Here is an 11479-nt window from a genome sequence, read left to right on the forward strand (position 1 = left end):
ACGCGGACTAGACATCAACCTCGAGCGCGAAGGGATTGCGATCTCTTACCGGACGATCAATAGGCGACTCAAGCAGTTGCACGAAAAGGGCTTGGTGGAAAAAGTGAATGAGGATCGGGGATGGTACGTAATCTCGGACAAAGGTCAGAAATATCTAGCAGGCGAACTCGACGCCAGCGAGTTAGAAGACGACAATGAGTGACGACGAGGAACTCCGAGATCGGTTACTAAATGACGATTTTGATGGCGATCCAGAGACAGCCACCATCCTCCGAAAAGAAGCACGAAATACACTTGATCATCAAATTGATGCGTTAGACGATATTGATGAAAAGGCTGCACGAATCCTCCGACTGAATGTCCTCTTAATCGGAATTGTCCTCTCTGCATTATCGCTTGCAGCACAGACTGACCCCACCTATATTAGCGATTCATCTATTGAAGAGTTACACATCAACGATTTCCTAAATCGTTTTGTCGGTGTCGGTGTTGTCTCGCTTTTGTTTTCAAGCGGATTAGCAGCACTCACATACACCTCATCAGAGTTCAAAGCCGGCGTCAATTCAAATGACGTTGCATTATTGTTTGAGCAGGATTATACAGGGAAGCAATCGGAAGAGGCCGTGGCGAAGTCGTATGCACTCTGGATGAATTTCAATAAGAAGACAAATGTTCTGAACACACCACTAATAACTGCCACATCACTCTTATTGGTTGTCTCAATAACCCATTTTTCACTTGGTGTCTATGACGCTTTGATTGGTGAAGTCTCTTGGATGTTGATTCTGATAGCATGGGGTATTATTGGCGTATTCGTTTACACAGCAGAACTCCCGAAACAAGTCCAACGAGCACTCGGAGAGTCGGATACTGTATTGACTATCCAATCAAAAGCACGCTCCTTTATCTCTTTCATCAAGTCGATACCGTATCGGTTAGCTGGTTTTGACCGATCATGGCGCCGAAAGAGGTAGTGCAAATGTATATGAATGTAGACCACAAAGCACCGCTTATGGGAAAACGCAACAACTCCGACAATTCGGATAATGGGTCATCGACCGTGTTGCTTGATGGTCAGCGGATCTCGAAGGGGAAGCGCCGTAAGAACCAATCCACTTCGGAATCGGACGAATAATATCTGACTTTTTCGTTTCATTTTCACCCCGCTGTAGTGGGTTTTATATCCAACTGGTTCTAATGAGTTTTTATGACTGACGAATCAGACAATGAGTCGTCTTCGAACGAGAGCCAGTCCGACGATGGAATTCTCCTTGACGGCCAGATAGTTGCAAACGCAGAAAACCCCGAACCCGAAGACGGCGATTGGGATATTTACCACGCAGCAAGAACAGGGGACGATTCAGACACGGACTCGGACGACTAATATTCTGACTCCAAAATCGCTTCGGCTGCGTCAGTCAGCGCGGATTCCGATCCTCGAGAATCGCGACGAGCTCATGATGATGGTAACCGTCGAACTCAATGCGAGCGAGTTAGAAGACGACGACTGATTATCAAACGATGACATGGCAGCAACGGATTGTCAACTGGCGCTTTTCCCAAAGTCTATTTTACCGAACAATCGGATTCTTGCTGAAAGCAGGTTTTGAACTAACTGTCCTGGCCATCCCGATTGGAATCTTTCTGTTCGTACTGACGTTTCTACTGGGGGTCCCGATCTCGGGTGTAACTGGATTACCAGACCAAATTCAATACCCAAGGCTTCTTTCGTGGATTATCTTGACAGCAGTGGCATGGTCAAAACTGCGATGTTTCACGACGGATGGGCTCGAATATCGGGAGATCGACCCTGAAGCCGAAGTGATTCAAGTAGAGATGCGACGCTGACTTCTCGAAGCAACCCGAACAAATGGAGGATTTCGAGCACTCCCGCAAGGATCAGGCTACCTGGTGAGTACCACCTGATACTGAGTCCGAAATCGAAGCCAGGGTACAGGAGCGCAACGAGTAATGCGACTATCGGGATACCTGTTGCCCCGTACAACGTTGCTGCGACTACAGCTGCAATCCCAATCACGATATTCAGATAGAGTGCAATCAGGCCGAAGACGGCAATTATGTAGAGCCATTGCTGATTAAAGATATTCTCAGTCACGTCCTTTAACATCTGAGCGCCGTCGAGCCGAACAATCTGTAGAATCTCCGTGATATAAAGGACAGTCCATCCAGCAAACGCGAGTACAACCCAACCAAATACAGCAGGCGCTTCGATGAATGCAAAAAGGAAAATTGGCAAACTTAATAAGCCGTGTGCAGCCCCTACGCTGATGATTAGGATACCCACCAGTGTTAGATAAATCACAGCGAGTCGGGGGAGTCCTGGCGGACGGCTCATAGCGTGTATACATCTATGTAACGCAGTCAAAATAAACCTCTGTCTCTTTTCTCAGGTTACTGTGTCTCAGATTAGGAACAACTCGCTAACCGATCTATGTGTATCAACACTCTTATATTATGATAAAACACAGGGGCGGTATGTACGATTTGACGGGATTTCAGCGTGACTTACTATATGCGATCGCTGGACAAGACGAACCACACGGATTGGCGATCAAAGAGGAACTTGAAGACTACTATGAGAGCGAGATCCATCACGGACGTCTTTACCCAAACCTTGATAATATAGTTGATAAAGGTCTCGTCGAGAAAGGCACAGCCGATCAGCGGACCAATTACTATTCGATCACCGCTCGCGGCCGGCGGGAGTTAGAAGCTCGCCGGGATTGGGAGGATCAGTACGTGGGAGATCTCTTCTCGGAGTAGCGACAACGGATGATCGATACTGGCTCAGGCCCGTTTGGTGCCCTGTCACTCACGTCTCGATTTGATTCTGGCGCGACTAAGTTGGAAGACAGTGAGGTGTGATTGAAAAGATGAATAATGAAGACCAGCGATTAACTCCAAAGCTCGGGAAACATCTGGTAATCATCCTCATCTTTGGTTTTTCAATCCCTGCGATACTCGCAACGCTCACCGGTGCTTTTGAAGAGGCATATCAGATATCAACTGTCGTATCTAGTATTGCGACAGTTGTTCTCGTGTATGTCACGTTTCGATATGTTCGCCACACCGACCAACTTGTAGAGGAAACCCAACAGGCCCGACTCGAGGAACAACAGCGCCAACAAGAGCAACGGAAACGTGAACTCACAGCACTTCGACGAGGCTTGCTACACGAAATCCAGGCTGGCGATGATCTGGAATTTTTCGATGAAAATGGGGTAGGGAATGGAAACGCAGTTCGAAGGCCAGCTCCAACGACGATCTATGAGCAAAATACAGATCGGATCGGATTGCTCACAAGGCAAGAGATAGACGCGATTGTTAACTATTATACGCTGCTACAGAAGTTTGAGGACGAACTATATCTCCGAAATGAGACCAATCGGGGGAAGGTTTTCCGTTTAGTAACAACACCTGCAAAAATACAGTCGGCTGAAGACGAAGCGATAGAAGCTATTAAAACGAACATTGACGGCACTGATTAGAAGACGTAGAAAGCGGAGTTCAGATGGCAATCAATGAGGCTACCGAGCACGATCACATCGGACTCAGCAAAGAATCGAATCATGTGACTGGGACCGAATTCCGACAAGTGGCACACTACATCCACATCCTTTTACTCACTGGTTGGGTATCCTGCAATTGCTGAGGGATCGCCCTCCGTTGGGAACTACGTTGTGGCGAATCCCTCAGTGTCAGATCGATGACTGAAAAGGGCGAAAAGACCGGCCCAAACACCGAGCGATTGGAGCTCGCCGAACGGCGACTCCGGGTTGCAACGGAACTGGTTCGGTTTACGAAAGAAGTCACCACTCTTGGCACTATTGCAGTGTTAATAGCGCTGTAGTCGGGAGTGGGCCACAACTGAGTACCCCGAGAGGGGTCCCCCGTACTGGGGGTTATGAGTGCACCGTTGCCTTCTCTAACAGTTGAGAATCACACAGCCATTGCTCACGAATCAAAACCGATGGAAAAGGGCCGGCAGATTGGCGTGGCAATCAGTGGCTTCCTCTGCCGCTTCCCTCCGTCGGGAACTACTAGATAGCACGTTGTAAAAATATAAAAATATAACGGTAGATCTCTACCCCAGATTTCCGCAAAATCATTCCAAAGTCAGTAGCCTAGATTATCGTCTATATCAGATCAATCCCTTTTCACACGCATTGTCTCGCAACGAGTCTAGATCTAGTTCATCGCTCATATGCAAATTCTCGAGCGTCGAAAGCGCCGCATCAAGCGGGACGTCAACCTCGTACTCATAGTAAATTCCGCCCGCGCGGCCTTCGTTTCGTTTGACGCGATCGAGAATCCCCAGCATGGAGAGTTCGGCGAGATGGTTGTGAAATGCACGGCCACCGAGGGGATCTCGGCTCGTCGCCTGTGCAAGATTCTGGTATTGCTCGTAGATCGACTGCTTTTGAAGTGGAATGTCCTCTGGGCTCGAGACCGTCGAGGCGACGACAGCCAATAGGGTGAGGTGTCCGTGGGAGGTCAAATCTTGCATCGACTCCTCGATACGCTGCTTTTCGAGCAACTGCTTGGCGTCGCGAACGTGCTGCTCGGTCACGGTCGGATCGCTTTGCCGCCGGGCGAGATCACCGGCCTCGAGCAACAGATCCAGTGCTTGCCTCGCACTCCCCTTGTCCTGGGCGGCAAACGCAGCGCACAACGGCACGACATCACCACTCAGAACGCCGTCCTCAAAGGCTTTCCCGGCACGTTTCTCGAGGATGTTCTGGAGGTCGTTCGCGTCGTACGGCGGGAAGTGAAGCTCACGCTCACAGAGCGTGTCTTCGACGCGCGGGTCTAACTTCTCGCGAAACTTGAAGTCGTTACTAATGCCGATGATACCGACGCGAGAATTCTCGATCTTGTCGTTACTCCGCGCTCGAGGGAGCTGGTAAAGAATCGAATCGTCATCGCCGATATAATCGATTTCGTCGAGGACGATGAGGATGGTGCCGCCGATCTCGTCGAGCCGGTCCCAGAGCATTTCATAGACAGCGTTCAGTGGATACCCAGTTCGACTGATCTGGTCGGAGGGTTCGCGAAGCTGGTTGACTAAGGAGACGGCAACCCGGTAACTGCTAGTCAAATCTTCACAGTTCAGATAGACAGTTTCGATATCGACGTCATCGTACTGTTCGGCGTCAGTTTTGAGATGCGTTAAGAGATACTTTGTAGCAGCTGTTTTCCCGACACCAGTCTTTCCGTAGAGAAAGATATTCCGGGGTTGGGAGCCATTGATAACCGGCTGTAGGTAGCCGGTGTAGCGGTCAAGTTCGCTATCGCGTTCTTCGAGCGACTGGGGCTGATAGTCGTCGTGGAGGATGTTTTCATCCTCGAAGATTTCTTCACTTCGCTCGAAGAGAGCCATATCAGTCGGCTAGCACTATTCCTATATAAAACCATGGCAGCAATCGTTACAAACGATTCATCTGTTGCAACCGTTCTCGGGACACACCCACACCACTGATTCAATCGTTATAGAACGAAAGGGCAGGTCGAGAACCACAAATACCGGAAAATAGATTTTGGAATAGACCTAGATTTATAATAATAGCACTACAACCAAACCCGCAGTGCAGACGGCTGAGAAACGATTGAATGAGTGGTGTGTTAGATGTTGAATCTCGTTATCGTTGTCTTTGTTTAACCGAATCTATCTTGTTGACGTCTCTATCCTCCGAAAAAACTGAAATAGGTAATTCCTATCCGTTCACTCATCCACTGGTCGTCCGCACCGAAACGATTGAATGGGTGGTGTCTCTCTGTTGGAAGGCGTTGAAACGTCTGAATCAGTGGTGTGTCTCCCGTTTCTCGAAACGATTGAACGGGTGGTGGGTCCCTGGCTCGTCTTGTAGGTTGGTTTGATCACACCTGTCCCCCAATCGAGGTCTGTAGGTCAACTAAAGTGTGTCCACCTGCTGCATCGATTCTCTGTATTGAACACGATTTCCACGGCACACACTGAATAAAGAAACCATGCTACCAGCTACTGGTAGCCGTCTCCGAAAGTCACTTGGGCACAGAACCAAGAACCGGCACGTCCTCCGTTGCATGATCATCGACTAAGGTCTCGTCGGGGCTGTACTCTCGAGATCGCGTTTCACCCTCCCGATCGACCAGATTGTAGTGGCTCATCTTCCCGAGGTCGTTCCGAACCATCCGCTTGCCCTTCGGTTCTGCAACCCGGTCGCAGTAGCGCGGATACAACTCACCCATTCCCAGCGTCCCGTTCTCGATCAGGATTTCGAGTAATACGCGCTGGTGGCTATTCAACGAGCTAATCGTCTTTCGGCGTACCTCTCGTTTGGTTGCGTGGGTCACTGATTCGATTATTCCCGAATCGATTTGACTGGCGCCGTCGCGACGCGCGTGTTCGGCCGCGTTTCGAAGAATCCCGATAGCGACTCGTGCGTCACCGGCGGCCGCGTCGGCGATCACGGCCAGTTCGTCGCGCTGGACGCTCTCGGGCTCGAGACCGGCATCGGCCCGATCGTCAAGGATGGACACCAGCTCCGTGTCGTGATATTTCCGAAAGTGAATCCGCGGGACTGTGACCAGCCGGGAGTCAACCCGTTGCTCGAGCCGTGCGAAAAACTCCTCGTCGTCGTTGGCGATCAACAGCATCGTGACCTGCGGGTTCTCGTAGAGTTCGTACAGGACTGCTTGGTCTTCGATCTGGTCGGCTTCATCGAGGATCACGACCAGTGGCGACTCGAGTTCACGTTTGAGCGTCTGCGATAACTCGTCGGTCGGGGTCTTACGATGCAATCCAGAGGGGGAGAGACCAACACCCTCGAGTATCCGGTGGAGAATTGCAGTGCGATTCGAGTTCCCCCAGCAATCGACGTACGCTGTTTCGACAGCTTCTGATTCTTGCTCGAGCCGGTCACAGAGGAATCGAGAAGTTGCGGTCTTTCCCGTGCCGGTCGGGCCGTAGATGAGCGCGCCGTCGACGCGATCGCCCGCCGCGACGGGCTCGAGGATATCGGACAGGTAGCTAATCTGGTCGTGTCGATGGAGAATCTCTTGTGGTTGGCTATCGGCTTCGAGAACGGTCTTCTCGACAATCATGTCTCTGGATGACGTGACGGTCTGTCTTAGTGTTGATCAGGCGGTTTCCGATAGTTCCGAAAAATGACTGCGGACCTGTTCTGGATCGTCCAGAAAAGGGAATTTCTACTCTATTCTGCCCGCGCTTTCACATCACCGTCGAACACGAGTGGTTCGACAAGGATATTCTCATGCGCGAGTTGGGGTATCTTCGACCGACCCTCCTGCTCGAATACGATGATATCGGCTTCGAACAGGATATCGAGGTCTCGACTAACCACGCTAACGTTACGGTCAAGCTGGCGGGCGAGATCGCGAACCGAGGTTATTTCGTTGGTTGTGACTGCCTTGAGGAGCCGTTCGCGTTCTGGAGTCAGAACACGTTCGGCAGTTTCGCGCCGAATCACGTGCACGTCATCGAGGTCCGTGGTGGCAAGGGCACGGACAAATCGCACTGGAGGCTTGCGAGAGTTTTTTAGTGCCATTTCGTTTGTCATTTATGTTGTGTTGTTTGGTTGTTTTCCCGACCCTTTACTTGCGATGTCGCAATGCGCTATCCAGGCGTTCTGAGGCGTGTTATGGATGCGCCATGACGGACTATTGGTGCCATAGGCTATGTTGACCTACGAGGTAAACATATTTATACCTTGTGTGAGAATAGTTTGATGTGCATCGACACCTGGTTCCCAGCGAATTGACCTCCGAGCACACTGAAACATGAAACGCTCGTTCGAACTATCAGAATATGCGGGCCGGCCATACCATCTCGTGATACGGGGCGAACCCGATCTTACAGACCCCGACGAGTTCGCAGTGACGGTCTACTACAACGATCCTGAACGGGGGTCGTCGATACCCGTCGCCCGGATCGATACCGACCACGGCCAATCGCACTTGGACAAACTCTTTCTCGAGGACGCGCCGAAAGAGTGGATGGACATCGATCTTTGGGACGCGGTCGATTACCTCATTGATCACCATCCCGAGTATGCCCGCAAGCATCGTGATCTAACAGAGCGGTAGCGGCGGCACGTTCCTAACCCATTTCGGTACTTATGCATCGTTCTTGAGTACGACCCATCGGCCGTCGGCAGCGTCGTTGAACACGATGAGCTGTTCGTCTTGTATCGCAACCCTGAGGTCAGCGTAGCCGCCGACGTGACAGACCTAATCATGACGAACACGGGTGACGAACTGCATCTTGAGGAAAAACAGGTACTCAGGACAGTTATCGATATCCAAGGTCTGCGAGTAGTTCCTTTATCTCTAGTTGGTCGACTTGCATCAACTCGTCGTCGGGCATTTTAGCCTGAAGTGCTTGAATCTCCTCGTCAGCATTTTCAAGCGGTGACAGCTCGTTAGGGTCTGACTCCAAATCATATACTTCTGGCTCCCAGTCACAATTTGGATATTCGATGTATTTCATTCTATTACTACGGATTCCACGCTTCCAATTCTGTTCGCCTTTCAACGAGGTACCACAGGCCCGAATGTAGGCATCCCTATCGCTAATACTATCTGGCGGGTGAAGAGACTCTCCGTCAATCTGGCCGCTCATTTCGAAATCAATATCGAGAAGATCCAAAATAGTCGGGAAGATATCGACTTGGCGGACTTGCTCCGAAACGCTGGCCGATTGTATGTCGGGATGGGAAATGAGGAACGGAACGTTAGCTGCGAAATCGCTAATGTTCTCCCCATGACCACTCTCGAAATACCGATCAGGAATTGGCGATTCAGAGACATACTCGACTAATCGGTTAACTTTCCGCTCAAATGCTCGTGTATCGATCCCTCTTTTGTATTGTAACCGAACGCGGAAAATACGGCGCAATGCGTGTTGTAAGAATGACTGTCGGTATGTGATACTTTCTCCATGATCGCCATGTAAAACGATGAGTGTGTCATCGGGGATATGATCTACAACCCTCTCGAGTTGGCGATCGAGCGCAGATAGTGCTCGAGCATAGGGATACTCTCCGTATTCGGCGGAATCATACTCATCTGGAACGTGAACTGGTTCGTGTGTTTCCCAGAGATGCATGAATAGGAAAAACGGTTCTCTCAACGTTTCGATCTGTTCGAGTGCAGTGCTCCCCCACTCACCGTTTAGATAATTTCTCCGGTCTCGGTACCAGTACTCATCGAACCCTCTTGCAAGCTGAGTCTCTTCCACTAAGGGTCCAGTCGGCATTGCATAGGTAGAGTACCCCTCAGACTGCAACACTTCACCCAACGTCTTGATATCCTCATTTAAACTGACACCATCGTGTGTGTTGACACCATTTTTCTCTGAATAACAACCGGTTAGAATACTCGCAATGCAGGGTGTTGTTGTCGTTGTGGTCGAAAACATATTCTCAAAATAGATACTATCATCGACTAATTCGTCTATGAAGGGCGTGTCCGACATATCGGATGTGACAAAATCCTCTCTGAGACAGTCCACACAGATGAATAATATGTTCATGAGTTTTTTCTAAGCTGTTATTGGTAAATAGCTTGCGAGTCTATGTGTGGACATTAAAACAGCAGTATGACACTCGCTACAGTCTGCCCCCACGTTTTACAGCGATATTGAACAACCAATAGTTTTAGACGATGGATAGGGTAATCACTACCGAACCCCGCCCGGCCAAGGACACGCGGACTCTTACTCCCATAGGAGATATCAGGGAAGATACCTTTTTTGCCACACTCTCGACCCAAGTCTCGGAGATCGGAATGGTCGTGACAGTTTCCGTTTTCTGCAACACTGTCTCGGTATTCCATCCACTGCGGATGCCGAACCAAAAATACGACTGGGATGCGGTCTATGCCCTGAATCTTTGCGATTGAAAGTCGATGTAACCCGTCAACATGGAGGAGTTCACCGTCGCGACCGACGTTGATAGCAACTTCATCTAACGTATCGAGAAAGAGACCGGATTGCGGCGGTGACTGCCGATCTACCAGCTCGTATTGCGGTTGGTACCCATCAGATTCGATTCTCTTATAGAGGTGACCGATCTGTTCAACCCGGTCGAGCACTTCCTGGCGACTGCTGCGTAGAACTTCGGGGCGAGCCTCCAGTACAGTCGTGGCGATATCGATAACCCTCGAGTAGTTGCATAGTCGAATACACCCCTTATGAAAGATAGAGGCCCCCTTTTCTTCCATTCCCTGCGGGCCGTTTTCAGAGTAGATCCCATCTATTGCCCAGTATCATCTACCACTATTTATCCTGTTTTGTAGGAAGCCACCGAATCCGTTTTCACCAAGGCGAGCGTAGCCACTTACGAGGCCCGTCCCGGCCAAGGACACGGGCTCGGCTTACTCTCGCTTTTCGTCGGCGTCAGACGAGGTCTCGAGTGCGTCGTGTATCGCGTTTCGAATGCGCTCCGGGTCGTCGAGTGCGTGTGGATACTGTTCCTCGAGCGCCTGGAACGTTCGGCGTTTGAGCGTCACGTTCTTCGATTCGGTCTCGTCAAGCGACTCGTCATCACCGCCGACGGGCTCGTCGCCCATGCCCGAACACTCTCGCGGGCGGACTGTTAATCTACGCCTTCCGGTTCACGTGACTGAATGCACCTAAATACATTCTAAAGTGGATGAAACAGTTGTTAGCGGTACCTTAATGGTGCTTGGAGTGTTTGTATATAGTAACTAGCTCATCGCAGCGGCGTCCCTCGGGACAGTCCCCCGCGACTTACAACATACTCGGGTTGAAAGGCTCGAGTTCCTGGGTACGCGGAACGCCTTCGGCGGCCGATCTGCGTGGGTGGATTGCGGACGAGAGTATCTCCAAATTCTCAGACCATGAGTCAAACACAACAGCACCTCGAGCAACAGCGACGCGAAGCGAGTAGCGACTCGCCATTCCGTCGCGACAATCACTGGGGTACCGACGTCGACGGCACCGAGGAGACGACTGGACACGACCCGGAGGAGTTCCACTACAAAAGGGAACGCTGCGAGTACGTGATAACTGGATTTTGGAAAGAGACGGCCGAACGGCTCCTGTGCCCGGTCGCCTTTCACGAGCCCGGTGAGTACGATCTTCATGACGAACCGTGCGAGGTCGAAGTCAGCGACCCGGAGGCGTACATTCCGAAACAAGCGCCCGAGTGGCACTCAGACGGCGAGTACGGTGCAATGAGCCATCGCGTGCGGATCAACGAGGAACACGGGAATCTAACTGGTCCGTACGTCCCCGACCGGAAATATGAGAATTTCATGCCTGGCGTCGAGGACTTACTCTCACACTGGTACACCGAGCTGGACTTGTCGAAACGGAACATCGACACCCTTCGTGAAACGGCCGATCGAAGGAAACGCGACGGCGACGGCCGCGACGTGGATATCGTGGCGGAACTGATGCAAGACGCTTGGCGAATGGCGAAAACTGGCGAGTAAC

General features: G+C 50.9%; 14 protein-coding genes. 8 read left to right on the forward strand and 6 right to left on the reverse strand.

All coding sequences use genetic code 11. The features are described 5' to 3' along the window. From BLT08_RS22010 to BLT08_RS23245, 3 genes are all read left to right on the forward strand, one after another. Positions 1 to 202, forward strand: a 202-nt coding sequence (locus BLT08_RS22010) for a winged-helix domain-containing protein (RefSeq protein WP_090312362.1), incomplete at its 5' end; no start/stop codon positions are given. Beyond that, positions 195 to 974 (forward strand): hypothetical protein, encoded by a 780-nt coding sequence (locus BLT08_RS22760; protein ID WP_139171350.1) that lies wholly within the window; start codon positions 195 to 197, stop codon positions 972 to 974. The genes BLT08_RS22010 and BLT08_RS22760, both read left to right, overlap by 8 nt. A 233-nt stretch (positions 975 to 1207) precedes the next feature. Continuing rightward, a complete protein-coding gene (locus BLT08_RS23245) occupies positions 1208 to 1384 on the forward strand; it encodes a hypothetical protein (RefSeq protein WP_175529413.1) in 177 nt (58 codons plus the stop codon). A gap of 390 nt (positions 1385 to 1774) precedes the next feature. Here the strand turns inward: BLT08_RS23245 and BLT08_RS22020 are convergent, their stop codons facing one another. Further along, entirely contained in the window at positions 1775 to 2356 is a 582-nt protein-coding gene (locus tag BLT08_RS22020; RefSeq protein ID WP_139171351.1) for a hypothetical protein, read from the reverse strand. Between the two features lie 140 nt (positions 2357 to 2496). Here BLT08_RS22020 and BLT08_RS22025 point away from each other — a divergent pair, with 140 nt between their 5' ends. The 3 genes from BLT08_RS22025 (at position 2497) to BLT08_RS23250 (ending at position 3871) form a co-directional block, all read left to right on the forward strand. Continuing rightward, on the forward strand, positions 2497 to 2784 hold the full coding sequence (locus tag BLT08_RS22025; protein WP_090312520.1) for a PadR family transcriptional regulator: 288 nt from the start codon (positions 2497 to 2499) through the stop codon (positions 2782 to 2784). A gap of 110 nt (positions 2785 to 2894) precedes the next feature. Then, positions 2895 to 3509: a hypothetical protein gene (locus BLT08_RS22765; RefSeq protein WP_139171352.1), complete on the forward strand. Its 615-nt coding sequence runs from the start codon at positions 2895 to 2897 to the stop codon at positions 3507 to 3509. Positions 3510 to 3727: 218 nt separating this feature from the next. After that, positions 3728 to 3871, forward strand: coding sequence for a hypothetical protein (locus BLT08_RS23250; protein ID WP_175529414.1), 144 nt, complete (start codon positions 3728 to 3730; stop codon positions 3869 to 3871). 291 nt (positions 3872 to 4162) lie between these two features. Here BLT08_RS23250 and BLT08_RS22030 read toward each other — a convergent pair whose 3' ends face one another. The 3 genes from BLT08_RS22030 to BLT08_RS23830 all read right to left on the reverse strand — a co-directional run bounded on the left by BLT08_RS22030 (position 4163) and on the right by BLT08_RS23830 (position 7580). Next, on the reverse strand, positions 4163 to 5401 hold the full coding sequence (locus BLT08_RS22030; protein WP_090312369.1) for an orc1/cdc6 family replication initiation protein: 1239 nt from the start codon (positions 5399 to 5401) through the stop codon (positions 4163 to 4165). Positions 5402 to 6042: 641 nt separating this feature from the next. Further along, the gene (locus BLT08_RS22035; protein WP_090312372.1) at positions 6043 to 7104 is read right to left on the reverse strand and encodes a Cdc6/Cdc18 family protein; all 1062 of its coding nucleotides are present in this window, start codon (positions 7102 to 7104) and stop codon (positions 6043 to 6045) included. A gap of 110 nt (positions 7105 to 7214) precedes the next feature. Then, positions 7215 to 7580 (reverse strand): HVO_A0114 family putative DNA-binding protein, encoded by a 366-nt coding sequence (locus BLT08_RS23830; RefSeq protein ID WP_449406635.1) that lies wholly within the window; start codon positions 7578 to 7580, stop codon positions 7215 to 7217. Between the two features lie 271 nt (positions 7581 to 7851). Here BLT08_RS23830 and BLT08_RS22045 point away from each other — a divergent pair, with 271 nt between their 5' ends. Next, on the forward strand, positions 7852 to 8106 hold the full coding sequence (locus BLT08_RS22045; RefSeq protein ID WP_090312377.1) for a DUF7718 family protein: 255 nt from the start codon (positions 7852 to 7854) through the stop codon (positions 8104 to 8106). A 205-nt stretch (positions 8107 to 8311) separates the two neighbouring features. Here the strand turns inward: BLT08_RS22045 and BLT08_RS22050 are convergent, their stop codons facing one another. Both BLT08_RS22050 and BLT08_RS22060 read right to left on the reverse strand, forming a co-directional pair. Further along, complete coding sequence (locus BLT08_RS22050) at positions 8312 to 9553, reverse strand: sulfatase family protein (RefSeq protein ID WP_090312379.1); 1242 nt, start codon at positions 9551 to 9553, stop codon at positions 8312 to 8314. Positions 9554 to 10395: 842 nt separating this feature from the next. Further along, positions 10396 to 10590: a hypothetical protein gene (locus BLT08_RS22060; protein WP_090312382.1), complete on the reverse strand. Its 195-nt coding sequence runs from the start codon at positions 10588 to 10590 to the stop codon at positions 10396 to 10398. A gap of 291 nt (positions 10591 to 10881) precedes the next feature. Between BLT08_RS22060 and BLT08_RS22065 the strand changes: the two genes are divergently transcribed. Continuing rightward, complete coding sequence (locus BLT08_RS22065) at positions 10882 to 11478, forward strand: hypothetical protein (protein ID WP_090312385.1); 597 nt, start codon at positions 10882 to 10884, stop codon at positions 11476 to 11478. The last annotated feature ends 1 nt before the right edge of the window (position 11479 follow it).

This window comes from Natronorubrum texcoconense (assembly GCF_900100335.1).
In the GTDB taxonomy this organism is placed as follows: Archaea; Halobacteriota; Halobacteria; order Halobacteriales; family Natrialbaceae; genus Natronorubrum; species Natronorubrum texcoconense.